Genomic DNA, 24,916 nt, shown 5'->3' with positions numbered 1-24,916 from the left:
CGGCTGGGTGGTCACGTCTCCCCAGTTATATTTTGTTATATTTTTACTTGTCTTCGCGGCCCTCGTGAATCTTGCCTAGTGGTCATCAAACGCCTTGTCGGGTTCAAATATTTACTTAGCAAGCTATATGCCAAAGTTACCGGCTTTTCCTTTGCTGGCAAAGATAAAGTGCACGGAGTGCGTGTCATATCCACAGGTGGGGATTGCGCGGTTTTTTTTGCCAGGCAGAATTTTCCGCCCGCATTACCGCTGGCAACCTTGATTGCCGTAAGCGTGTGTTTTTTCGCTGAAATTTCGCTCTTCAGGTCGGTTCACAACCGTGTCAACAAAGTGGCTCCGCAAGGCATTCCATCTTCTCCGGCAGGCCGAGCGAACGCCTTCGTTTCCGTCCCTGTGGAAAATGGTAATGCCGCGAAGCCGACAAAGGCGCACCAAGCGCGCCTTCCGGGCGAATCGGTCTGCCGTCAGGCGTTGGGCAGAAATTGCCGTGTTTCCAGGCAGGATTTACCGGGTTTGATTAATTTTGCGGCATCGGTAGGCAGAAATTGCCGATGCCCGGTTTCAACGGGCAAGAGGGTGACTTCCTGCCTAGGAAGGTGCCAATTGGCCAGTTTTTCGGCATTTTTTTTGGTTGACGGCAGCTATTGCGCTCGCCATGATCCGAAGAAATTCTCAGCCGGTGAAGAATTTTTCGGTACGCTCGAAGACGCGGAAAACCGGGGGCCGGCAGAGGGCGAGGCGCGGACAGCGGTGCACAGGAAAGCTCTGGCACGGCGGCCGGCGCGGCAAACAGGGGAAGGTAGCGAGGCGGCATGCAGGCGCGAGACGACTGGACGACCTATATGGCCATCCGCGCAGCCTGGCTGTCCTTTGTGGGAGGCCGGACGCAAGGCGAGATCGCCACGCAGCTCGGCATGTCTCCCGCCAAGGTGCACCGGCTCATTGCCCATGCTCAGAAGGCCGGTTTGGTGAAGTTCCAGATCGACGGCCGGCCACTGGAATGCCTGGAGCTTGAAAACGAGCTCACCGACCACTTCAAGCTGACCAATTGCCTGATTGCGCCGGATCTCGGCGGCGACGACGACAGCGCTCTGAGGGCCGTGGCCGCCTCCGCAGGCCAGTTCCTGTCCGGTCTTCTCGGCGGCTCCGGCGTCACCCGGCTGGGCGTCGGCATGGGGCGCACGCTGACCGCGGCGGTGGAAGCCCTGCCCAGGATTTCCCGGTCAGATCTTGAAATCATGTCGATCTGCGGTTCGCTGACCAGAACGCTGGCGGCAAATCCCTACGACATCGTGCAGAAGATGCAGGAGCGCACGGGCGGGATCGGATACTATCTGCCGGTGCCGTATTTTGCGGAGAACGAGGGTGAAAAGGCCATGTTCCTGACCCAGCGCAGCGTTCAGGACCTGATGACGCGCGCGCGCCAGTCGCAGGCCTTCCTGATCGGCATCGGCTCGGTCGAGAACGAGGGCCATCTGGTCCAGCGCGGCATGATTTCCAAGACCGAACAGGAAGAATTGCTGTCGGGAGGCGCTGTCTGTGATTTGATGGGCCGGTTCCTGACGCTTGAGGGAAACCTGGCACCCGATCCGCTCGGCGATTGCGCCGTCGGTCTGCACTTCGATGAAGTGCGCGGGCGCCGCGTGATTGCGCTGGTGGGTGGGGAAAGCAAGGTGGATGCCACGCTTGCGGCCCTGCGCACCGGTGTCATTACCGACCTTGTGACGGACGAGACCCTTGCCAGGGCTCTGAGGACACGGGCCGGATTGAAGCTGGCGCAGTCCGCTTGAGGCGGTTGTGTCACGAGGGGAAACGGGCGCGCCATGAGGCAGGCCCCGCATGTCGGAGGACATACACGTGAAAAAGTTTCTTACCATTGGAACGGCACTTGCCGGTCTGGCCATGTCTGTTGCAACTGCTGCCGCCGCGGACATCAAGCCGGCCGTGCTCTACGATCTGGGCGGCCGTTTCGACAAGTCGTTCAACGAAGCCGCCTATTCGGGCGCCGAAAAATACAAGGCAGATACGGGCACCGAATACCGCGACTTCGAGATCCAGAACGACAGCCAGCGCGAGCAGGCCCTGCGCAATTTCGCCAAGCGCGGCATGAACCCGATCGTCGCCATCGGCTTCTCCCAGGCGAATGCCGTCGAGAAAGTCGCCAAGGAATTTCCGGACACCCAGTTCGCCATCGTCGACATGGTCGTCGACCTGCCGAACGTTCGTTCGATCCTGTTCAAGGAACATGAAGGCTCCTACATCGTCGGCATGCTGGCCGCGATGGCCTCCGAAACCGACAAGGTCGGCTTTATCGGCGGCATGGACATTCCGCTGATCCGCAAGTTCGCCTGCGGCTACAAGCAGGGCGTCAATGCGGTCAATGCGGATGCCGAAGTGTTCGAGAACATGACCGGCACCACCGGCGCGGCCTGGAACGATCCCGTCAAGGGCGGTGAACTTGCCAAGTCCCAGTTCGATCGCGGCGCGGATGTGGTCTACCACGCCGCCGGCGGCACCGGCATCGGCGTGCTGCAGGCGGCCGCGGACGCCGGCAAGCTCGGCATCGGCGTGGACAGCAACCAGAACGCCCTGCATCCGGGGTCCGTGCTGTCTTCCATGCTCAAGCGTGTCGACATTGCCGTCTATGAGGCTTTCAAGGACGCCCAGAACGACACATGGTCGTCGGGCTTCGAGGTTCTCGGTCTGAAGGAAGGCGGCGTCGACTGGGCGCTTGACGACAACAATGCCGACCTGGTCAACGACAAGATGAAAGCCGCCGTCGAGGAAGCGACCCAGAAGATCGTTTCCGGAGAAATCGTCGTCCACGACTACATGAGCGACGAATCCTGCCCGTTCTGAGGGCACGTCTCGGACCTCCGCGCACCGAGCGCGGAGGTCTTTCCTCAAGATAATGCGCCAGCCGAACTGCGGAGAACGCCATGATACGCGTCAAGTCATGTCTGTTAACGGCCGTGTTTGCAGCGGCATTGGGGACCGCTTCCGCTGCTGCGGAACCGGCCATCGTCTATTCGGTCGGCGGCAAGTTCGACGGCTCCTTCAACGAAAGCGCCTATTCCGGCGTGACGCGGTATCAGGAGGAAACGGGCGTCACGGTCCGTGAGTTCGCTCTTGAACGCGATTCCCAAAGCCTTCAGGCCCTGCGCAACCTTGCCCGCCGCGGCAGCGCGCCCATTGTTGCCATCGGCTTCAATCAGGCCAATGCGCTGTCCCAGGTGGCCCCGGATTTCCCGGAAACGAATTTCGCGATCGTCGACATGGTGGTCGATCAGCCGAATGTCCGGTCCTACGTCTTCAAGGAACACGAGGGCGCCTATATCGGCGGCCTGCTGGCGGCGATGGCCTCCACGAGCGGAACCATCGGCTTCGTCGGCGGCATGGACATCCCGATCATCCGCCGGTTCCTGTGCGGCTACAAGCAGGGCGCCCTGGCGGCCGATCCGGACACCAGGGTGCTTTTCAACATGGCCGGCGACACGCCGGCAGCCTTCACGGATCCCCTGCGCGGTGGCGAACTGGCGATCAGCCAGATCAGGCGGGGCGCGGATGTCATCATCCAGGCGGCCGGCGGGACCGGTCTCGGCGTTCTGCAGGCCGCCGCCGACGCCGGCGTGCTCGGCATGGGCACGGACAGCAATCAGAACGGCCTGCATCCGGGCAAGGTGCTGACCTCCATCCGCAAGCGCGTCGACAATGCCGTTCATGACAGTTTTCTGACCGCCGAAAACGGCTCCTTCGAACCCGGCATCCAGGTGCTCGGACTCAAGGAGGGCGGCATGGACTGGGTCCTCGACGACAACAACCGGGATCTTGTCACGCCACAGATGCAAGCCGCAGCCGACGGTGCCGTCGCCGGTATCGCCGACGGCACCGTCAAGGTCCATGATGTCGTCACCGACGGAACATGCCCGTTCTGAATGAAACAGGTGACGACGTGAGGGGACAGGGGCGCATGATAATGACAAGGACAAACGGTCAGGCCCGGGGGAGTGCATGAGCGAAACGCCCGCAATTGAGCTGCGCAAGATCAGCAAGAATTTCGGCCCGGTACAGGCCAACAAGGATATCGACCTCGTGGTCAGGAAAGGCTCCATTCACGGGATCATCGGCGAGAACGGGGCCGGCAAGTCGACCCTGATGTCGATCCTCTATGGCTTCTATCAGGCCGATGAGGGCGACATTCTGGTGGGCGGCACCAAGGTGTCGATCCCCGATTCCAAAGCGGCCATCGGTCTGGGCATCGGCATGGTCCACCAGCACTTCATGCTGGTCGACAATTTCTCGGTTCTGGAGAACGTCGTGCTGGGAGCCGAGGACAGCCAGTTGCTGGCCGGCGGGCTGTCGCGCGCGCGCACCGAACTCAAGCGGCTCGAAGAGGAATACGAGCTGCGCGTCGACCCGGACGCCCTTATCCAGGATCTGCCGGTCGGTCTGCAGCAGCGGGTGGAGATCCTGAAGGCGCTCTACCGCAGCGCGGGCGTGCTTATCCTGGACGAGCCGACCGGCGTGCTGACCCCCGCCGAAGCCGATCACCTGTTCAAGATCCTGGAAGTCCTCAAGAACGAGGGCAAGACCGTTCTCCTGATCACCCACAAGCTGCGCGAGATCATGGCCGCGACCGACATGGTTTCCGTCATGCGCCGGGGCGAGATGGTGGCGACACGGGAGACGGCGAACACTTCCATGGAGGAACTCGCCGAACTGATGGTCGGACGCAGCGTTCTCCTCAGGGTCGACAAGAAACCAGCGGAACCCAAGGCCCCGGTCATGGAGGTCGAGAACCTGACCGTGACCGACAGCCGCGGCGTCCAGGTGGTCAAGGATGTCTCCTTCAACGTCCGCGCCGGCGAGATCGTCGGCATTGCCGGGGTGTCCGGAAACGGCCAGTCGGAGCTTCTGGAAACCCTGTCCGGCATCCGTCGGGCCACCAGCGGAACGCTGAAGATCAATGGCGAGACCATCGATCTGGGCACCAGCACGCTGGACGCCGCCGACATGCGCGACAAGAACATGGGGCATGTGCCCGAAGACCGCCACCGCATGGGGCTGATCAACAGCTTCGCCGAATACGAGAATTCCATTCTCGGCTATCATCGCGATCCGGCCTATTCCAGGGGACTTTTCCTGGACCTTGGCGCCATCCGGAAGAACGCGGTCGCCGAGATCGAGAAATACGACATCCGCCCACCGAGTCCGATGCTGAAAACCGCCAACTTTTCGGGCGGCAACCAGCAGAAGATCGTTCTTGCCCGGGAGATCGAGCGCGACCCGGAGGTTCTTCTGGTCGGCCAGCCGACACGGGGCGTCGATATCGGCGCGATCGAATTCATCCACCGCCGCCTCGTCGAACTCAGGGACCAGGGCAAGGGCATTCTTCTGGTGTCAGTCGAACTCGATGAAATCCGGGCTCTGGCCGACCGCGTGCTGGTGATGTTCGACGGCAGGATCGTCGGTGAGCGCGGCGCCGGCGCCGAGGAAGGCGATCTCGGCCTGCTGATGGCGGGTGTCGAAGACACGCACAGGAACACGATCGAGGGAGGTGTCCGATGAGTGCCGGTCAGCTTCCGCGCTGGGTCGACCTCGGTCTGATCCCGTTTTTGAATCTTGCCGCGGCCTTTCTGGTCTCCGGCCTTGTGGTGATCCTGATCGGGGAGAACCCGCTCGAGGCGGTGAAGATCCTGGTGTGGGGATCGCTCGGCTACGGCGAAGGCATTGGCTTCACCCTGTTCTATGCCACCAACTTCATCTTTACGGGGCTGGCCGTCGCGGTCGCCTTTCACGCGGGTCTCTTCAATATCGGCGGCGAGGGCCAGGCCTATCTTGGCGGCCTCGGGGTCGCGATGGCCTGTCTGGCACTCGACACTTACGTGCCCTGGTACGTGACCCTGCCTTTCGCGATCCTGGGGTCCGCCGCGACCGGCGCCGCCTGGGCGCTCATTCCCGGCTGGCTGCAGGCGACGCGCGGCAGCCACGTGGTGATCACCACCATCATGTTCAATTTCATCGCGGCGTCGCTGATGGGGTACCTGCTCAACAACATGCTCAAGGAACGCGGCTCGATGCAGACCGAGACCCGCACCTTCGAGGACGGCGGCCGCCTGCCGATGCTGAACGACCTGTTTCCGTCCTTCGGCTTCGGCTATTCGCCCGTCAACCTGTCCCTGTTCATCGCGATCCTGGCTTGTCTCCTGGTCTGGCTGCTGATCTGGCGGACCCGGCTCGGTTTTGAAATCCGGTCCTTCGGCGCCAACGCAACCGCTGCGGTCTATGCCGGCATCTCTCCCGTGCGCACCATCATCATCACCATGCTGATTTCCGGCGGACTTGCCGGAATGATGGCGATCAACGAGATCATGGGGTCCCAGCACCGGCTGTTGCTCGACTTCGTGACGGGCTACGGCTTTGTCGGCATCGCGGTGGCGCTCATGGGACGCGCCCATCCGGTCGGCATCGCGCTGGCGGCGGTCCTGTTCGGCATGCTCTACCAGGGTGGCGCGGAGCTGTCCTTCGAAATGCCGAGCATCACCCGCGACATGATCATCGTCATCCAGGGTCTGGTGATCCTGTTTGCCGGCGCGCTTGAATACATGTTTCGCCCGGCCATCGTGCGGGTGTTCACGCCCGCGCAGCCCTTGCAAGCGGAGGAGGCATGATCATGTTCGAGAGCCTCATCCTGATCCTCGACTCCACCGTGCGCCTGTCGACGCCGCTGTTGCTGGCCTGTCTCGCCGGCCTGTATTCCGAACGCGCCGGTGTCGTCGACATCGGTCTGGAAGGCAAGATGCTCGGTGCTGCCTTCGGTGCCGGTGCGGTCGCCTACATCACCGCGAACGCCTGGCTGGGTCTTCTGGCCGGGATCGCGGTTTCCGTTGCCCTAGGGCTGCTGCACGGCTTTGCCTCCATCACCAATCGGGGCAACCAGATCGTGTCGGGCGTCGCGATCAACTTCCTGGCCGCCGGATTGACGGCCCTGCTCGGGCAGACCTGGTTCCGTCAGGGCGGCAGGACACCGGCGCTTCCCGAAGGCGGCCGGTTCACCGAGATCGTCTGGCCGTTCGCGGCAGGGATCCGGGACGTGCCGGTCATCGGTCCGATCTACGCGGAACTGTTGTCGGCGCACAACATTCTGGTCTATGCCGCCTTCCTGGCGGTGCCGCTGACCTGGCGGATCCTGTTCCGCACCCGGTTCGGCCTGCGTCTGCGCGCCGTCGGTGAAAATCCCGCTGCCGTCGACACGGCCGGCATATCGGTGACCTGGCTGCGGTATCGCGCGGTCATCGCCTGCGGTATTCTGTGCGGCTTCGCCGGGTCCTACCTGTCGATCGCGCAAGGGGCCGGCTTCGGCGTCAACATGACCGCGGGCAAGGGCTTCATCGCGCTGGCGGCACTCATTTTTGCCAAATGGCGCCCGATGGCGGCCATGTTCACCTGCCTGCTGTTCGGTTTTCTGGACGCGGTTGCCATCCGCATGCAGGGGCAGGAGGTTCCGGGCATCGGTGAAATTCCGGTGCAGTTCTTCCAGGCATTGCCTTATATACTCACGGTGATCCTGCTGGCGGGCTTTATCGGCAAGGCGATCCCGCCGAAGGCTGCCGGTGTCCCCTATTTGAAGGAGCGCTCATGACCGATCTGAACGACCTGTTCGAAGCGGCCAGAACGGTTCGGAAACGGGCCTATGCTCCGTATTCGAATTTCCTGGTCGGCGCCGCCCTGCGGACACCGGATGGCTCGGTCTTCACCGGTTGCAATGTGGAGAACGCATCCTACCCGGTCAGTGTCTGCGCTGAAGGAGGCGCCGTCAGCGCGATGATCGCGGCAGGTCACCGGGAGATCTCCGAGGCGCTCGTGATCGGCGACGCGGCCCTGTGCACACCCTGCGGCATGTGTCGCCAGCGGCTCAAGGAATTCGGCACGGACACTCTTGTCGTCCATGTCGCGGATCTGGAAGGCATCCGGCGCAGCTTCACCATGGACGAGCTGCTGCCGGCGGCATTTGAACTTGAAGAAAAAAGGACTGGCTCTCGATGAGTGGTTACGGCCGTGAATGCGCGGAGATTGTCCGCGCCGCCCGCAAGGGGTCTTACAGGATCGGCATGATTCTTGGTTCCGGCCTCGGCGCGCTGGCCGACGAGGTCGAGGACGCGGTGCGCATTCCCTATTCGCACCTGACGGAATTTCCGGTGTCCTCCGTGACGTCCCATTCCAGTGAACTGGTGGCCGGAACGCTGGCCGGCGTCCCGGTGGTGATCCTGTCTGGGCGGGCCCATTTTTATGAAGGCGGCGATCCTTCCGTCATGCGCACGCCCGTGGAAACGCTGAAGGAACTCGGCTGCGAGATCCTGCTGGCGACCAATGCGGCCGGCTCCCTGCGCGAGGATGTCGCGCCGGGATCGCCAATGCTGATTTGCGACCACATCAACTGGTCCGGCAGGAACCCGCTGATCGGCGAGGAAGACGAAAAACGTTTCCTCGACATGAGCGCGGCCTATGATCCGGACCTGCGCACCGCCATGAAGAAGGTGGCCGCGGAAACCGGCGACGCGATCGCCGAGGGGGTCTACATGTGGTTCTCCGGTCCGTCCTTCGAGACCCCGGCAGAGATCCGCATGGCCAGGTTGCTCGGTGCCGATGCCGTCGGCATGTCCACGGTTCCGGAAGTCATCATGGCCCGTTTCCTGGGGCTCCGCGTTGCCGCCATGTCGATCGTCACCAACTATGGTGCCGGCATGCAGGCCAATGCGCTCTCTCATGACCAGACCAAGTCCGTCGCGCTTCAGGGCATGGACCGGATGAAGGAACTGGTGCGGGCCTTCGTGAAGGAGATTGGCGAATGACCGACATGATCGAAACGGCGAAACGCGCCCTCGGGCTGGTCGACCTGACCAACCTCAATGACGATTGCACCTCCGCGGACATCACCGGACTGGTGAGCCGGACCGTGACGGACCACGGCTCGGTCGCGGCCGTCTGCGTCTGGCCGCGTTTCGTCGCCCAGGCTGCGAATGAATTGAAGGGCACCGGCGTCAGGGTCGCCACGGTTGTCAACTTTCCGCAGGGCGGCGAGGACACCGATGCGGTGCTGGCCGAAACCCGGCAGGCGATCGCGGACGGTGCGAACGAGATAGACCTGGTGATGGCCTACAGGGCGTTCGTTTCCGGCCGCAAGGGGTTTGCCGAGGAACAGATCATCCGGGTCAAGGAAGCCTTGCCCGCGCCCGTTCTACTCAAGGTCATTCTGGAAACCGGCGAGATCGGCGATCCGCTGCTGATCCACGCGGCCTCGAATGTCGCCATCGCCGCGGGCGCGGATTTCATCAAGACCTCGACCGGCAAGGCCGAGGTCAACGCGACGCTGGAGGTCGCCGAAATCATGCTGACCGTGATCGAGGAGGCCCGGCGCGACGATGGCGAGCGGGTGATCGGCTTCAAGCCGGCGGGCGGGATCAGGACATCCGAGGACGCGGCGTCCTACCTGGCGCTCGCCGACAGGATCATGGGCCGCAACTGGGTGTCCGCCCACACCTTCCGGTTTGGTGCGAGCGGATTGCTGGATGCTCTGATTGCCACGATCGAGGGCGGTGGGCACACGCCCAATCAAGGATACTGACGACCATGTTGCCTCAGGAACTCATCCGGAAAAAACGTGACGGGGGCACCCTCGACGCGCAGGAAATCGCCTTCTTCGTGAAGGGTCTCGCCGATGGATCCGTCACGGAAGGTCAGGTGGCCGCATTGGCGATGGCGGTCTTTTTCAAGGGCCTCACCGTGGACGAGCGGGTCGCCCTGACACTGGCCATGCGCGACAGCGGCGACGTCCTGGACTGGTCCGGCATCGACGCGCCCGTTCTCGACAAGCATTCCACCGGTGGTGTCGGCGACAATGTCTCCCTGATGCTGGCGCCCGCGCTGGCGGCCTGCGGGGCGGCCGTGCCGATGATCTCCGGGCGCGGCCTCGGTCACACCGGTGGCACGCTGGACAAGTTCGACAGCATTCCCGGTTACCAGACCCAGCCCGACAACGCGCTCTTCAAGAAGGTGGTGCGCGAGATCGGCTGCGCCGTCATCGGTCAGACCGGCAATCTTGCCCCGGCGGACAAGCGCTTCTACGCCATCCGCGACGTCACCGGCACGGTGGAAAGCATCGATCTGATCACGGCCTCGATCCTGTCGAAGAAACTGGCTGCCGGCCTGCAGGGGCTGGTGCTCGATGTCAAATGGGGCACCGGCGCGTTCATGGGATCTCTGGAAGAAGCCCGCGCCCTGGCCGAAAGCCTTGTGCTCGTGGCCAATGGTGCCGGTCTGAAGACGACGGCTCTCCTGACCGACATGAACGAGCCGTTGGCCTCGGCCGCCGGCAACGCGGTGGAAATGCAGAATGCGGTCGACTTCCTGAAGGGCACTGCCATCGACAATCGTCTTTGGGACGTGACGGTCGCCCAGGGCGGCGAGCTGCTGGCCACCGGCGGCATCGCGCCCACCGCCGAGGCCGGTTGCGAGATGATGCGGCAAGCCTTTCAGAGCGGCAAGGCGGCGGAGAAATTCGCGCAGATGGTGCATGCACTGGGGGGACCGGCGGACTTCATGGACAAGGCAGAGCTCTATCTGGCCAAGGCGCCGGTGCAGGCGCCGGTCTATGCGGATCAGCCGGGCGTGGTGACGGCGGTCGATACCCGGGCGGTCGGCGTGGCCGTGGTTGCCCTTGGCGGTGGCCGCAGGGCGGCGGCGGACGTGATCGATCCGGCTGTCGGCCTGACGGATCTTGCCGGGGTCGGCAATTCGGTCGATGCGGATGCGCCGCTGGCGATCGTTCATGCGAAGACCGAACAAGACGCGGAACAGGCGGCCATCGCCTTGCGCAAGGCCTATACGCTCGGGGCGGCGATCGATGTCATCGACCGGCCGGGCGTCGTCGGCCGGATCGCGCCTTAAGCAGAAAATTGCACCGGGATGCCCCTGTCCCGGCGCCCCTCCGGTTCTGCGGAAACCGGCAAAGATAAAATTGAGGAGATGCCCATGCCTCGTGCAATTCTGTGCGTGCTGGACAGTTTCGGCATCGGCGGTGCTGCAGACGCGGAGGCCTTCGGCGATGCCGGCGCAGACACCTTGGGCCATATCGCCGAGACATGCGCGGCAGGCCTGGCGGACAAGGCCGGCCTGCGCAGCGGTCCGCTCAAGGTCCCCAACATGGACCGGCTGGGCCTCGGCGCCGCCGGCAGGCTGTCGACCGGCAAGGATGTGCCGGGACTGGGCTTTTCCGGTGATCCGGAAGGGCTGTGGGGCTATGCGGCGGAAGTCTCCAACGGCAAGGACACACCGTCCGGCCACTGGGAGATCGCCTGTGTGCCCGTGCGCTTCGACTGGGGTTATTTTCCCGAAACCATTCCGACCTTTCCGGACGAGCTGATCGCCCGGATCAGCGAGAAGGCCGGGCTGGACGGGATTCTGGGCAACAAGCATGCCTCCGGCACGGTGATCCTGGCCGAACTCGGTGAGGAACACGTGCGCACCGGCAAGCCGATCTTCTACACCTCGGCGGATTCGGTCATCCAGATCGCCGCGCATGAGGAACACTACGGCCTGGAGAAGCTCTATGAGCTGTGCGAGATAACCCGGAAATTCGCCGATCCCTACAACATCGGCCGTGTTATCGCCCGCCCGTTCACCGGTGACAGCGCCGACACCTTTCAGCGCACCGCCAACCGGCGCGACTATTCGGTGCTGCCGCCTGAGCCGACCCTGCTCGACCGGCTGGTCGCCGAAGGCCGCAAGGTCTACGGCATCGGCAAGATCTCCGATATCTTCGCCCATCAGGGGGTCTCGAAGGTCCTGAAGGGAGCCGGCAATGATGCGCTGTTCGACAAGACCCTCGAAGCCATGGATCTTGCAACGGACGGCGATCTGGTTTTCGCCAATTTCATCGACTTCGACAGCCTCTACGGACACCGCCGCGATGTTCCCGGCTACGCCGCCGCGCTTGAGCATTTCGACACCCGCCTGCCGGAAATGATCGCCCGGATGCGGGACGGCGATCTCCTGGTCCTGACCGCGGATCATGGCTGTGACCCGACCTGGAAAGGCACCGACCACACCCGCGAAAACGTGCCGGTGATCGCGACGGGTCCGGGCATCTCCGGTCGCAGCGTGGGGGGACGGGCGACCTTTGCCGATATCGGCGAGAGTGTCGCCGATCATCTCGCCATCGCGACAGGCCCTAACGGCACCAGTTTCCTGTAGCCTGTCTTCACGCAGACACGCACGACCCCGAACGAGTTTGAGGATCCGACCCACATGAGCGATGCCATACAGGTTCCCAAGGCAGAGCTGCATTGCCATATCGAGGGCGCGGCGCCGCCAACGCTGGTCAACCGTCTGGCCGACAGGCACGGCATCGATGTTTCCAGCGTCCTGGATGGCAACGGCAAATTTGTCTGGTCCGATTTCACCACCTTCCTGAAGGCCTATGACCTTGCCAGTTCGGTGTTCAGGACGCCCGCCGACTATGCCCTGCTCGCCGAGACCTATTTTCGCATGCTGGCCGCGGAAGGGGCGATCTACGGCGAGATCTTCATCTCTCCCGATCATGCCCAGGCGACCGGCCTCTCCTACCGCTCCTATGTCGAAGGGCTCGCGGAAGGCATGGAACGGGCCAAGGCCGGCACGGCCATTGAAGGCCGCATGATCGCCATCGGCGTGCGCCATTTCGGTGCCGCTGCGGTCGAACGGGTCGTCAAGGAGGTGATCGGCAATCCGCATCCGCTGGTAACAGGCTTCGGACTGGCCGGCGACGAGCGCTCAGGCCATCCGGCCAATTTTTCCAAGGCGTTCCGCATGGCGGCGGAGGCGGACCTTGGCACCACGGCCCATGCCGGCGAGTTCGGCGGTCCGGACAGCATCGTCGCAGCGCTTGAATTCCTGCGGGTCAAACGGCTCGGCCACGGGGTGCGTGCCATCGAGGACAAGGATCTGGTCAGGCGCCTTGCGGACGAGCAGATCGTGCTGGAGGTCTGTCCGGGATCGAACATCGCCCTGGGCGTCTACACCCACCTGCGCTTCCACCCGGTCAACATGCTGCGCAAGGCCGGGGTGAAGATCACGCTGAATGCCGACGACCCGCCCTTTTTCGGGACCACGCTGGGCAAGGAATATGCGTCCGTTGCCGAGACCTTCGGCTGGACCTTCGACGACCAGATGGAGGTCACCCGCACGGCCATCGAGGCCGCCTTCTGCGACGAGGCCACCCGGAAGAGGCTGCTGGTCCGTCTGGACAGCGCCAGGCAGATCCCGGGGGAGGGCGGTTAGGGTTTATCGCCGCTGCGCGAACGGCTCTGGATCTCCCCGCCGGTCTCGTCCACTTCCGACCGGGGATCGAGCACGACGGTTTCCGGCGTCGTGACCTGAGGGGTGGAAAGGACCGGCACGAAGTCGGATTTTTCCTCTGTCGTCAGAGCCGCGCGCTGGCGCATGCGCCACAGGGCGAAGCCGAGCATCGACAGATGCGCGGCGGCGGTCACCTGGAACAGGGCACCCGGATAGGTGAAGGTCATGAGGCCCGAGGCAAGCAGAGGCCCGAGCATGGTGCCGGTGCCGAAGATCAGCAGCAATCCACCGCTGATGGTCAGGAAATCCGCGCCGTCGGCGTAATCGCTCGCATGGGCGACGATCACCGGATACATCGAATAGACGACACCGCCGAAGGCGGCGATCAGAAGGACGGTCACGGCGGCGTCATTACCGCCGATGAGCGACAGGCTGGAGCCGAGCGACATCGCCACGACCGCAAGGCAGACCAGAACGAGGCGTCTGTCGAGCCGGTCCGAGAGCATGCCCACCGGGATCTGCACCACCGCACCGGCAAGCAGCGCGAGGCTCATCATGATGGCGATATCCGGCACCTCCAGCCCGATGCGGCGGCCGTAGACGGCGCCGAGCGTGCCGAATGTGCCGTTCGAGATGCCGACCATGAAGACGGCGACAACGGCGATGGGGGAGTTCTTCCAGAGTTTCTTCGGGTCGAGCCGCGCCTGCGTCAGCGGTTGCGGAGAGGCCGCCGTCGACAGGGCGGTCGGCAAAAGCGCCAAGGAGTAGATGATCGACCTGAGCACGAAGAAGAAAAAGCCGCTGGGGTCTCCCAGCGTCAGCAGCATCTGGCCCGCCGTCGTCGCCCCGAGATTGATCATTGTATAGAAGCCGAAGATGCGGCCCCGGGTCTCGCCGGTCGAGCGCTCGTTCAGCCAGCTTTCCACGATCATGGCGGCCCCGGAAAAACAGAAGCCCGTCAGAGCCCGAAGAAAGATCCAGAACACCGCGTCGATGAAGACAAGATTGAGCAGGACCGTGATGGCGGCCAGCGAGGCCAGCGCGCCGAAGGCCCGTACATGCCCGACCCTCTTCACGATGAGCGGCGTGCCGAGACAGCCGCCCATGAAACCCAGTGCCCAGCCGGCGCCCAGAAGGCCGAGAGAGGCGTCGGAGAAGCCTTGCGCCAGTCCGGCGAGCGGCAGAAGCAGGCCGTGCAGGCCGCCGGCGAGAAGCAGCAGGCCGGAACCGGCGAGCAGGGCGGCGATGGAAACGACAGAGGACATGAACAATCCTGGCAGGAGCGGCGCGGGTGAGACGTGACTTCGATGATGCCCAATGACGAAGCAATTTGACAAGTTCATGGTTGGGCGATACGCGAACCCATCCGCGCCCCGCTTGAAAAACGGGTTGCCGGCAATTCGGTTCCAGACCCGGCGGAATGTCCATGACTGAACCCAGCCCGTTGTTGACCCTGTTCCAGCCCGAAGAGGTCCACCGCAAGGCGCATCTGTTGCTGGACCGCGCCGTCGCCGGTGACCTTGAACATGTCGCGGTCAGCCTGGACAATCTCGACCGGGCGATCGAAACGGTTCTGGAAACCACGCGGGAAAACTATCCCGATTTCCAGATACCGCCCTATGGCCTCTGGCGGGACCTCGAAGCCGGCGGCATCGACCGCTGGGCGGCCCTCGCCGATGCGCGCGCGTTCGAGACGGCCGGCGAAATGCTGGTCGCCGCTGCGGATCTGGCAATCCTCGGCGCATTCATGACCACGTTGCATCCGGTGAACTGGTCCTATGAGGACCGCATGACCGAGACGCGCGTCACCGGCCGCACGGCATCGGCCCTGGCGGCCTTCCACATGTTCGCGGCCGGGTCCTTTTCCGCGCAGATGACCGACCCCTACCGGGTGGATGCGGAAACGCTTGTCCGGCTGGATCTCAAGGAGCTCGCTGCCGGTCTTCAATGGGACGTGCGTGACAACGTGGACGACCTCCTCGAGATGCAGCGGCATCTCAAGCGCCTGGGCGAGGCCCTTGCGCTGCGTCCGGACCTGTTCGGCACCGAGGAGGCGACTCGTCCGGGCCTGCTGGCGATCGCCCTGGCGCAGAATGGCGACGGCACGGTCGATGCGGGGGACCTGATCGACCGGCTTCTGGAAGGGCTGGCAGCGGTCTGGGACGGCGGCGCGGCCCTTGGTGACATGTGTTTTGGCGACAGTTTTCACCATTCCGGGCTGCCGGGTACAGCCGAGGAAACAATCGTGCCGTTTCATCTGGCCGCCCAGGAAATGGTCTATTCGCTGGTCGAACCGCTCGCCTGGGCGGGGTTCGAGTTGACAGGGCTGGACAAGCTGACCGCGCCATCCGACCGCGCTCATGCGGCGTTGTTTGCACACACGGGCGTCTTGACGGTCCGAGATGACGGGCAGGACCTGCTTCCGGACATCGCGACAGACCGGATGATCGAGATCCGAGCGGTGACGCTGGCCCTGACGGACAGGCTGGCGGATCGGCTTGCCGCAGAGCTGGGGGCCGCGCCCGGCGAGGTTCCGCTCACCTGTATTCTGGAGGGCGGGACGGCCCGGGCCGGGAACCGGATTCTGGAACAAGCCTCGGGAAACAAACGGATGCCGGGCAAATTCCTTAATCCGGGGGCTGTTTTTTGGTTGCCGTTCGGGGCATAGGTCCTGAACAATGAAAGTGTGAACCAGGTCCGCATACGCAGGCCGGAAAATGAGAGGCAGATATGTCCGGAGCCAATGTCATCAGCCACCCGCTGGTCCAGCACAAACTGAGCATCATGCGCGACAAGGGAACGTCCACCCAGGGCTTCCGTCGCCTCCTGCGCGAGATCTCGACCCTGCTGTGCTACGAAGTGACCCGGGACCTGCCTCTGGTCCGCCAGACCATCGAGACACCTGTCGCCGAAATGCAGGCGCCGACGCTCGCCGGCAAGAAACTGGTCTTCGCCTCCGTGCTGAGGGCCGGCAACGGCCTGCTGGAAGGCATGCTGGATCTGGTGCCGTCCGCGCGCGTCGCCCATATCGGCCTTTACCGGGACCCGGAAACGCTGCAGCCGGTGGAATATTATTTCAAGGCTCCGGAAGACCTGAACGAGCGCCTTGTGATCGTCGTGGATCCCATGCTCGCAACCGCCAATTCCGCGATTGCCGCCATTCAGAAACTGAAGGAACGCGGCGCCACAAACATCCGTTTCCTGTGTCTGCTGGCAGCGCCGGAAGGTGTGGCGAAATTCAACGAAATGCATCCCGACGTGCCGATCTTCACGGCGTCGATCGACGAAAAGCTGAACGAAAAGGGCTATATCGTTCCTGGTCTCGGCGATGCCGGCGACCGCATGTACGGCACCAAGTAACCGGGGTCGTGAACTGCGCGTACGGATTTCGACCGCGCAGTTCATGGCCGCTGCCTCGCTGGCCGAGGGCAACATCTGAAAAACGGGAGACGGCATGATCACTGTATTCGGGTCCATCAATCTGGACCTCGTCGTGGCCGTGCCGCGTCTGCCGACGGCCGGAGAAACGGTCAGCGGTCCGGACCATCAGACCTTTCCCGGTGGCAAGGGCGCCAACCAGGCACTGGCCGCACGGCGCGCCGGGGCCGGCGTCAGGATGGTCGGTGCGGTCGGCCGGGACGGATTCGCGGACCTGGCGCTTGCGAGCTTGCGCGAGTCCGGTGCCGATCTTTCCGGTGTTCGCGTGATGACCGGATCCACCGGCCTTGCCCTCATCGGCATCGATCCGGCCGGTGAAAACCAGATTATCGTTGCCAGCGGTACCAATGACCGCGTCGAGGCAAGCTGGCTTGAAGGCGGTCTTGCCTCCGGCGACACGCTGATGATGCAGGGCGAGGTTCCTTTTCAGGAGGCCAGGGACGCTGCCCTGCGGGCCGGTCGGGCCGGCGCCTCCGTGTTCTGGAACCCTGCGCCTGTCCCCGAAGGGGACGCGAGCGCCCTTCTGGAGGTGGCTGCCGTGGTGGTGGTCAACGAAAGCGAGGCCGCTGCCATCGCCAGAAACCTGGGCATTGACGGCGATCCCGAAAGCTTCGCGGAACAACTGGCCGGGCCGGGCCGGGCGGTTATTGTCACGCTTGGTGCCGAAGGCGTTGTCGCGCACACCGGCACGGAGCGGTACCGGTTCCGGTCTCCCGAGGTTGACGCGGTCGATTCCACCGGAGCGGGGGACGCCTTTTGCGGTGCCGTTGCGGCGGCGCTGGACAGGGGGGAGCCCTTCGGGCGTGCCGTGAAGGAGGGCGTTGCCGCCGGCGCGCTCGCCTGTACCGTTACCGGTGCGCAATCGAGCGCGCCTGTGCGCGAGGACATTGTCCGCCTCGCCGACCGGATTGTCTGATCCGGCTTTACAGCCTGCTAAGGAAACCGTGCTACCCCAGAGCGATCCCCGCAACCTCAAGGGTCGGCATGTCCCGGTTCGTCATCATTTTTCTGGTCTTGCTGGCGGTCGCGTCGCTGGTGCCTGTCGTGCTCGATCGGCTGGCTGCGCCGGAAGGGCAGACCGCGGCCAATGAACGACCCGCCCCGGCTGCGCAGGAGACCGGAGAGCGGTCCCACCGGATTTCCAGAAATCGTCAGGGCCATTTCGTGGCCTCCGCGGTTTTGAACGGGCGCGCGGTCGACATGCTGGTCGACACCGGCGCAACCCTGACCGCCCTTCCCGAAACACTCGCCGGGGACATCGGCATTTTTCTCAAGTCGTCCGATTTCAAATACCCGGTCAATACGGCCAACGGCACGATCTATGGCGCGCGGGCGGTGATCGACGGTTTCAGGATCGGCAACATTCGGTTGCGAAACATCGATGCGCTGGTGCTGAAGGACCGGAGCCTTGGGGAACCACTGCTGGGCATGTCCGTTCTCAATCAGCTGGAACGGTTTGACATGTCGGGCGGCACGCTTGTACTGGTTCAGTGACTTGGCCCTCCGTTTCCGCGGTTCGTTCCGAACCCCGCGTTTGTTGTTTGCATTGAGAGGCATTGATGTTTCCAAAACCCGTCCCGAAACTGTCGCCCAACACGCTTGAGTACGAAACGCTTCCGATGGTGAAGCCGACCGGTTTTCGCGAATACGACGCCCGCTGGCTGTACGAGCAGGAAATCAACCTGATGGGCATGCAGGCGCTCGGAATGGGCATCGGCACGCTCATTCACGAACGCGGCGTGCGCCCCGACATTGTCGTCGGTCATGATTTCCGCAGCTATTCGTCCACCATCAAGATGGCGGTGGTCAACGGTCTGATGGCGGCGGGCATCAACGTGCATGACATCGGCCTGGCGCTGTCACCGATGGCCTATTTTGCCCAGTTCGCGCTGGATGTTCCGGCAGTTGCCATGATCACCGCGTCCCACAACGACAACGGCTGGACCGGCGTCAAGATGGGCATCGACCGTCCCCTGACCTTCGGTCCCGACGAGATGGGGCGGCTCAGGGAGATCGTTCTGGAAGCCGCGTTCGAGCTCCGGGGCGGCGGCAGCTACCACTTCGTGGACGGCTTCGCGGACACTTATTTCAAGGATCTGACCGGCCGGGCGAAACTGAAACGGCCGATCAGGATCGTGGCGGCCTGCGGCAACGGCACGGCCGGCGCTTTCGCACCGAAGATCCTGGAGGCTCTCGGCGCGGAGGTCATTCCGCTCGACACGGAGCTCGACTACACGTTCCCGCGCTACAATCCGAACCCGGAGGACATGAAGATGCTGCATGCACTCCGGGACAAGGTCCTGGAAGTGGGTGCGGAAGTCGGCCTTGGCTTTGACGGCGACGGCGACCGCTGCGGTGTCGTCGACAACGAGGGCGAGGAGATCTTCGCGGACAAGGTCGGGGTGATGCTGGCAAGGGACATTTCCGCGCTGCATCCGAACAGCCGGTTCGTTGTCGACGTCAAGTCGACCGGCCTCTTCAACACGGATCCGGTGCTGCAGGCCAATGGCGCCCGGACCGACTATTTCAAGACCGGCCATTCCTACATCAAGCGCAGGGTTGCCGAGCTTGACGCGATTGTCGGTTTCGAGAAGTCCGGCCACTACTTCTTCAACAAGCCGATCGGTCGCGGCTACGATGACGGTCTGGTGTCCGCGATCGCCATCCTCGACATGCTCGACCGCAACCCGGACAAGACCATGGCGGATCTCCGAAGGGACCTGCCCAGGACCTGGGGCTCGCCGACCATGGCGCCGAAATGCGCCGACGAGGTCAAATACGACGTCGTCGACAGGGTCGTTGCCAGGTTCCAGGACATGAAGGCCAGGGGTGAGAAAGTCGCGGGTCAGGCAATCACCGACCTGATCACGGTCAATGGCGTGCGGGTTGTCAGCGAGGACGGCACCTGGGGCCTCGTGCGCGCCTCGTCCAACAAGCCGGAACTTGTCGTCGTTGTGGAAAGCCCGGTTTCCGAAGAGCGCCTGCACGCCATGTTCAAGGCGGTCGACGGCGTTCTGCGCGAGAACACGGAAGTCGGCGACTACAACCAGACGCTCTGACCCCTTGCGCGAAAGGGCGGCGGACGGGTCCGCCGCCGCCACGCCCGATCTTGTCGCCGCCCACACGGCCGGCACCTCAGCGGAGACGTTCATGATCCAGGATTTCGGTGTCCTTCCCGACGGCACCACCGTGCGGGAAATCACCTTGAAAAAGGGCCCGCTGGAAGCATCGGTCCTGACTTACGGGGCCATCACCCGCGATCTGAAGGTGGACGGGCAATCCGTGACCCTGGGATTCGAGGATCTGCAAAGCTACCTTGATCATTCGCCCTATTTCGGCGCTGTCGCCGGGCGCTGCGCCAACCGGATCGCGGGCGGGAACCTCACTGTGGACGGGGTCGGTTACCAGCTCGATCTCAACGACAATGGCCGCCATCACCTGCACGGCGGCTCTCTGGGATTTTCCGCGCGCAATTGGCAACTTGAACAACACGACAAGGCAAGCGTGCTTTTGAAACTGATCTCCGAGGACGGCGACATGGGCTACCCCGGGCAGGTGGAGGCGCTGCTGCGTTACACCCTGACCGGGGCCGGCGCGCTGCGCGTGAAAATGACCGCGACCACCAGCGCGACCACGCCGGTCAATCTGACCCAGCACGCCTATTTCAACCTGGACGGCAGCGCCGACGTTCTCGATCACACTCTGGAAATCGCCGCGGACCGGTATCTGCCTGTGGATGAGGCGCTGATCCCGACCGGAGAGATCCGGAAGGTCGCCTGGACCCCTTACGATTTCCAGGAAGGACGCAAGCTGCGGCGCAAACCGGGTGAGCAGGGCGTGCTCTACGACCATAATTTCTGCCTTGCCGACGCGCCCGTTCAGGAGCTCGCCTTCGCCGCGGCCCTTGAGGATGGCGTGGGTTCCAGACGCATGGAGGTGTGGACCACCGAACCCGGACTGCAGCTTTTTGACGCCGAAGGGATGGATGTGCCGGTGCCGGGTCTGGCCGGCAAACGGTATGGTGCCCATGCGGGCTTGTGTCTTGAGGCGCAGCGCTGGCCGGACGGTGTCAATCAGAAAGAATTCATGGATGTTTTGTTACGGCCCGGAGAGACCTATAGTCACGTAACGGAATTTCGTTTTTCCTGACTTGGAGTAGTTTTTCCGGATCGGGCCACGGCAGGCAGCCGATTGGGAGTTGGACCGGGGGCGGCGCGTGAAGACAGTATTTTCAGACACCCAGCTGGCGCATGCGCCGGCACAGGAAATCTCCGACGGCGAGTTGAAGCCGGCGGTTGAAATTCCCGCCCGTGCCAAGATCGTGCTCAAGACGATCAGGGACCGGAACGCCGGGGAGATTCTGGCGCCGGAGGAATTTCCGATCCGTCCGCTGCAACGGGTCCATTCGCCGGATTATGTCGCCTTCCTGGAAGGCTTCTGGCAGAAGTGGACCGCCGCCGGCCGGACCCGCGAGGCATTTCCGTTCGTCTGGCCGGTCCGGAGCCTGCGTGAAGATGTGTCGGTCAACCATATCGACGGCCTGCTCGGACGCTATTCGATGGATGCCGGCACACCGGTCGGGGAGCATTCCTACAAGGCCGCGCGCGCGTCCGCCGACACGGCGCTGACGGCCGCCAGGCTGATCCTCGATGGAGAGAAATCGGCCTTTGCCCTGTGCCGCCCGCCCGGCCACCATGCCGGGTTCGACTTTTTCGGCGGCTACTGTTTCTTCAACAACGCGGCCATCGCCGCGCAATATCTCCGCGACAACGGTCTCCACCGCGTCGCCATTCTGGATGTCGACTATCACCACGGCAACGGCACCCAGGCGCTGTTCTACGACCGGCCGGACGTGCTGTTCCTGTCCTTGCACGCGGATCCTAAGGACGAATATCCCTATTTCCTGGGCTATGCCGATGAAACGGGAGAGCACGCCGGCACCGGTTTCACCCGCAACTGGCCCCTGCCGCTGGGCACCGACTGGGAAGCCTATGCTCCCGCGCTGGAGGAAGCCTGCCGCTGGCTCCTGGTCTACAAACCCGAAGCGATGATCGTTTCCCTGGGCATGGATTGCTACGAGAACGATCCGATCTCCGGCTTCAAGTTCAAGAGTGCGGACTATCTGCGTCTCGGCCAGCGCCTGGCGAAGGCCGGTGTGCCCACCATTTTCGTGATGGAAGGTGGTTACGCCGTCGACGCCCTCGGCACGAATTGCGTCAATGTTCTTGAGGGTTTCGAAGGCTGAGGGGCCTGACCTGAGCATCAGGCTCCGTCTTCGGGTCCGGATCCGGGTTCAGAACCGGATCCGGACCCGGCGGCATGTCAGTGCGGCAGCAGCCGCAACTGCTCCAGATCCCCGCGCAAGCCGTCCGCGCCCTTGAAGTGATGGGCCGTCATGCCCAGCCGGCGGGCGGCCTCGACATTCGCCGGGCTGTCATCGATGAACAGACAGGCCCTCGGGTCCAGCGCATTGCGCTGGAACAGGACCTGGTAGAGGCGCGGATCCGGCTTTGCCAGCTTTTCATCCCCGGAAACGACGATGTCCAGAAAACTGGTCTTGAGGAAGGGAAAGCGGTCCTGTGCCTCGGCGAATTTTTCAGCCGAAAAATTGGTGATGGCGTAGAGCGGCAGACCGCTTTCCTTGAGCGCTGCCAGCAGCGCCGGCGTACCTGGAATTTCTCCCGGTACCATATCGTGCCAGCGCGTGTAGTAGGCCTCGATCAGGTCCGCCCTGTCCGGGTGCCGGCGCACCAACTGCGCAACCGCCTCCGGCCACGGCCGACCGAGATCCTGTTCCAGGTTCCACTCCGCGGTGCACACTGTTTCCAGGAAGGACGACCGTTCGGCGGCGTCGGGAATCAGGCGCCGGTAGAGATGTTCGGGATTCCATTCGATCAGGACATTTCCTATATCGAAGACAACGGTCGTGATAACATCGCTCATGCAGGCCGGTCCTTGTTTCGTGAAAGGGATCAGGAATGCCAGTTTCAGCAAAAGGTAAAGTCGATATTGTGTCGTTCCTGAAGAATCGGGCCATTGCGGCTGTGACGATCCTGTTGTCCGCGGCCTTCTTCGGTGCCCAGGCCCAGGACGCCGAGGACCTGCCGGACAGGCTGCGTCTGGGTGTGATCGTTGCCGCGGACGAAGGCGCGCGCGACCGGGTCGAGCCCTTTCGCCTGGCCCTGGAGGACATTGCCGACCTGCCCGTCGATCTTTTCCTGATGGAAACGATGGCCGATGCCGCCGAGGCGATTGCTGCTGGCCAGATCGATTATGCGCGCCTGTCTCCTTCCGCATATGCTGCGGTGCATCAGCTTTGCGCCTGCGTGGAGCCGCTGGTGACAGCCGGCCCCGATGATTTTCCGGCGCGCTTCTATGCCATTCTGGTCGCGGGGGCGGGCGCGGAAAAGGCCACTCTGACGAGCCTGAGAGGCACACGCCTTGCGGTCGGGGGCGCGCATGCCGTTACGGGCTACCGCGTGCCGCTCGCCAACCTGGCGGCGGACGGCATCGATGCCCGGTCGCATTTCGGCACCCTGGTCGAAGTCCAGAACCCGCTGGAGGGTCTGCGCGCCGTGCTGGACGGGCGGGTGCAGGCAGCGCTTGCATGGTCCACCCTGGCAGGTGAAGCCAAGAATGGTTACACCGCCGGAACGCTCAACGACTACTATGTTTCGGGCGGTGCCGGATTCGAGAACCTTGAAATCGTCTGGCGCTCGCCACCGATACCCTATTCCGCCCACAGCTTGCGCAAGGACCTGCCGGATGTTCTGAAGCGGCGGCTGAGGGCAGGGCTGATGGATCTGCGCCGGGAAGCGCCGGACGCCTATCTGGCGATCGAACCGGACCTGCCCGGTGGTTTCGAACCGGTCGTGCATGCGGACTACCGCCCGCTGCTGCGTACCTTCGAGGACGCCTATGCCACCGTTCTGGATCCTGCCGGCAGATAGCAGGGCTCAAACGGCCGCCGCCTCCTTGCCCAGAAGCGCATGGGTGTGACGGCGGATCATTTCCTCTTCATTGGTCGGAATGACCAGGACACTGACACGAGATCCCGGCGCGGAAATGTCCTCGCCGGCGCCCCTGTTGCGGGCCGTGTCCACGTGCAGACCCAGCCAGTCCTGATCATCGCAGACCTTTTCGCGGATCACGGCGGCGTTTTCGCCGATGCCGCCGGTGAACACCACCGTGTCCAGACCGCCCAGCACCGCCGCCATTGCACCGAGTTCGCGGCGGATGCGGAAGACGAAATAGTCGATGGCTTGCCTGGCTCGCGGATCGTCGCTTGCCGTCAGCGTCCGCATGTCCTGGCTGATGCCGGACAGACCCTTCAGACCGGAGTTCTTGTAAAGAAGATCGGAGACGTCTTCAGGGGTCATGCCCTTGGTGGTCAGAAGATAGAGCACGACGCCCGGATCGAGCTGACCGCAGCGCGTGCCCATCGGCAGGCCGTCCAGAGCGGTGAAGCCCATTGTCGAGCCGATGCTCTGGCCGTCCCGGACCGCGCACATGGACGCGCCATTGCCTAGATGAGCGACAATCACGCGGCCGGCATAGGCCTCGGGGCGCGTCACTTTCAGGTAGCTGCAGATATATTCATAGGACAGCCCGTGAAAGCCGTAACGGCGGACCCCTTCGTCATAGAGCGGTCGTGGCAGGGCAAACGTGTCGTTTACCCAGGGATGGTTGCGGTGAAAGGCGGTGTCGAAACAGGCGGTCTGCAGGGCATCTGGAAAGGCCGCGCGCGCCGCCTCGATGCCGGCCAGGTTATGGGGCTGATGCAGCGGTGCAAGGGGTTCCAGCGCCCGCAGGTCGGCCATGACCCCGTCCGTGATCCGCACCGGGGCGGCATGGGTCACACCGCCATGGACGACCCTGTGCCCGACCGCGTCGACTTTGCGTCCGCCGAGTTCGCCCTCGAGCATCGGCAACAGGGCCGCCAGCGCGGCAGCGTGGCTGCTGCCCTCGGCGGGGGACAAGGAGCGGTCGATGTGGGTCTGCGAGACCTGGGACCTCAGCGAGAGGTGCGGCGTGGCGCCAAGACCGGAAATCTGCCCGTCAAGCTGCACTCTTTCGCCGGTGTAGAGCGTGAACTTGATCGAGGACGAACCGGAGTTCAGAACCAGAATGACCCTGTCCACGA

Annotated in this window: 23 protein-coding genes; 20 read left to right on the top strand and 3 right to left on the bottom strand. The window is 63.5% G+C overall.

Annotated features, from left to right (window positions below):
* Positions 1–812 precede the first annotated feature (812 nt).
* The 12 genes from AC0VX3_RS24285 (at position 813) to AC0VX3_RS24230 (ending at position 13,317) form a co-directional block, all read left to right on the top strand.
* Positions 813–1,790, top strand: coding sequence for a sugar-binding transcriptional regulator (locus tag AC0VX3_RS24285; protein ID WP_342891292.1), 978 nt, complete (start codon positions 813–815; stop codon positions 1,788–1,790).
* Between the two features lie 67 nt (positions 1,791–1,857).
* The gene (locus AC0VX3_RS24280; protein WP_475522665.1) at positions 1,858–2,859 is read left to right on the top strand and encodes a BMP family lipoprotein; all 1,002 of its coding nucleotides are present in this window, start codon (positions 1,858–1,860) and stop codon (positions 2,857–2,859) included.
* A gap of 80 nt (positions 2,860–2,939) precedes the next feature.
* A complete protein-coding gene (locus tag AC0VX3_RS24275) occupies positions 2,940–3,935 on the top strand; it encodes a BMP family lipoprotein (protein ID WP_475522664.1) in 996 nt (331 codons plus the stop codon).
* Positions 3,936–4,011: 76 nt separating this feature from the next.
* Positions 4,012–5,568, top strand: a complete 1,557-nt coding sequence (locus AC0VX3_RS24270; RefSeq protein WP_475522663.1) for an ABC transporter ATP-binding protein — start codon at positions 4,012–4,014, stop codon at positions 5,566–5,568.
* Positions 5,565–6,671: an ABC transporter permease gene (locus AC0VX3_RS24265; RefSeq protein ID WP_475522662.1), complete on the top strand. Its 1,107-nt coding sequence runs from the start codon at positions 5,565–5,567 to the stop codon at positions 6,669–6,671. Before AC0VX3_RS24270 ends, AC0VX3_RS24265 begins: the two co-directional genes overlap by 4 nt.
* The gene (locus AC0VX3_RS24260) at positions 6,668–7,642 is read left to right on the top strand and encodes an ABC transporter permease (protein WP_475522661.1); all 975 of its coding nucleotides are present in this window, start codon (positions 6,668–6,670) and stop codon (positions 7,640–7,642) included. The genes AC0VX3_RS24265 and AC0VX3_RS24260 overlap by 4 nt, the downstream gene beginning before the upstream one ends.
* A complete protein-coding gene (locus AC0VX3_RS24255; protein WP_348145736.1) occupies positions 7,639–8,046 on the top strand; it encodes a cytidine deaminase in 408 nt (135 codons plus the stop codon). The genes AC0VX3_RS24260 and AC0VX3_RS24255 overlap by 4 nt, the downstream gene beginning before the upstream one ends.
* Positions 8,043–8,852: a purine-nucleoside phosphorylase gene (locus tag AC0VX3_RS24250; protein ID WP_475522660.1), complete on the top strand. Its 810-nt coding sequence runs from the start codon at positions 8,043–8,045 to the stop codon at positions 8,850–8,852. Before AC0VX3_RS24255 ends, AC0VX3_RS24250 begins: the two co-directional genes overlap by 4 nt.
* Entirely contained in the window at positions 8,849–9,625 is a 777-nt protein-coding gene (gene deoC, locus AC0VX3_RS24245) for a deoxyribose-phosphate aldolase (RefSeq protein ID WP_475522659.1), read from the top strand. Before AC0VX3_RS24250 ends, deoC begins: the two co-directional genes overlap by 4 nt.
* A 5-nt stretch (positions 9,626–9,630) precedes the next feature.
* Positions 9,631–10,947, top strand: a complete 1,317-nt coding sequence (deoA, locus tag AC0VX3_RS24240; RefSeq protein ID WP_475522658.1) for a thymidine phosphorylase — start codon at positions 9,631–9,633, stop codon at positions 10,945–10,947.
* 84 nt (positions 10,948–11,031) lie between these two features.
* Entirely contained in the window at positions 11,032–12,252 is a 1,221-nt protein-coding gene (locus tag AC0VX3_RS24235; RefSeq protein ID WP_475522657.1) for a phosphopentomutase, read from the top strand.
* Positions 12,253–12,306: 54 nt separating this feature from the next.
* Positions 12,307–13,317, top strand: coding sequence for an adenosine deaminase (locus tag AC0VX3_RS24230; protein WP_475522656.1), 1,011 nt, complete (start codon positions 12,307–12,309; stop codon positions 13,315–13,317).
* Here the strand turns inward: AC0VX3_RS24230 and AC0VX3_RS24225 are convergent.
* Positions 13,314–14,600, bottom strand: a complete 1,287-nt coding sequence (locus tag AC0VX3_RS24225; RefSeq protein WP_475522655.1) for an MFS transporter — start codon at positions 14,598–14,600, stop codon at positions 13,314–13,316. The genes AC0VX3_RS24230 and AC0VX3_RS24225 overlap by 4 nt on opposite strands.
* 161 nt (positions 14,601–14,761) lie before the next feature.
* Here AC0VX3_RS24225 and AC0VX3_RS24220 point away from each other — a divergent pair, with 161 nt between their 5' ends.
* The 7 genes from AC0VX3_RS24220 to AC0VX3_RS24190 all read left to right on the top strand — a co-directional run bounded on the left by AC0VX3_RS24220 (position 14,762) and on the right by AC0VX3_RS24190 (position 22,018).
* Positions 14,762–16,003, top strand: a complete 1,242-nt coding sequence (locus AC0VX3_RS24220) for a DUF1688 family protein (RefSeq protein WP_475522654.1) — start codon at positions 14,762–14,764, stop codon at positions 16,001–16,003.
* A 62-nt stretch (positions 16,004–16,065) separates the two neighbouring features.
* Positions 16,066–16,695: a uracil phosphoribosyltransferase gene (gene upp, locus AC0VX3_RS24215; RefSeq protein ID WP_342891279.1), complete on the top strand. Its 630-nt coding sequence runs from the start codon at positions 16,066–16,068 to the stop codon at positions 16,693–16,695.
* 94 nt (positions 16,696–16,789) lie between these two features.
* Positions 16,790–17,689: a ribokinase gene (locus tag AC0VX3_RS24210; RefSeq protein WP_475522653.1), complete on the top strand. Its 900-nt coding sequence runs from the start codon at positions 16,790–16,792 to the stop codon at positions 17,687–17,689.
* Between the two features lie 68 nt (positions 17,690–17,757).
* Complete coding sequence (locus tag AC0VX3_RS24205) at positions 17,758–18,267, top strand: retropepsin-like aspartic protease family protein (protein ID WP_475522652.1); 510 nt, start codon at positions 17,758–17,760, stop codon at positions 18,265–18,267.
* A 65-nt stretch (positions 18,268–18,332) separates the two neighbouring features.
* Positions 18,333–19,832, top strand: coding sequence for a phosphomannomutase/phosphoglucomutase (locus AC0VX3_RS24200; protein ID WP_342891276.1), 1,500 nt, complete (start codon positions 18,333–18,335; stop codon positions 19,830–19,832).
* A gap of 91 nt (positions 19,833–19,923) precedes the next feature.
* On the top strand, positions 19,924–20,922 hold the full coding sequence (locus AC0VX3_RS24195; protein ID WP_475522651.1) for an aldose epimerase family protein: 999 nt from the start codon (positions 19,924–19,926) through the stop codon (positions 20,920–20,922).
* Between the two features lie 67 nt (positions 20,923–20,989).
* Complete coding sequence (locus AC0VX3_RS24190) at positions 20,990–22,018, top strand: histone deacetylase family protein (RefSeq protein WP_475522650.1); 1,029 nt, start codon at positions 20,990–20,992, stop codon at positions 22,016–22,018.
* A 77-nt stretch (positions 22,019–22,095) separates the two neighbouring features.
* Here AC0VX3_RS24190 and AC0VX3_RS24185 read toward each other — a convergent pair whose 3' ends face one another.
* Entirely contained in the window at positions 22,096–22,716 is a 621-nt protein-coding gene (locus AC0VX3_RS24185; protein WP_342891273.1) for an HAD family hydrolase, read from the bottom strand.
* Positions 22,717–22,751: 35 nt separating this feature from the next.
* Between AC0VX3_RS24185 and AC0VX3_RS24180 the strand changes: the two genes are divergently transcribed.
* On the top strand, positions 22,752–23,723 hold the full coding sequence (locus AC0VX3_RS24180) for a PhnD/SsuA/transferrin family substrate-binding protein (RefSeq protein ID WP_475522649.1): 972 nt from the start codon (positions 22,752–22,754) through the stop codon (positions 23,721–23,723).
* A gap of 6 nt (positions 23,724–23,729) precedes the next feature.
* Here AC0VX3_RS24180 and AC0VX3_RS24175 read toward each other — a convergent pair whose 3' ends face one another.
* The gene (locus AC0VX3_RS24175) at positions 23,730–24,914 is read right to left on the bottom strand and encodes an acetate/propionate family kinase (RefSeq protein WP_475522648.1); all 1,185 of its coding nucleotides are present in this window, start codon (positions 24,912–24,914) and stop codon (positions 23,730–23,732) included.
* Positions 24,915–24,916 lie beyond the last annotated feature (2 nt).

This window comes from Roseibium sp. QJM3NY_11 (assembly GCF_056173175.1).
This window is presented reverse-complemented; position numbering and strand designations above follow the sequence as displayed.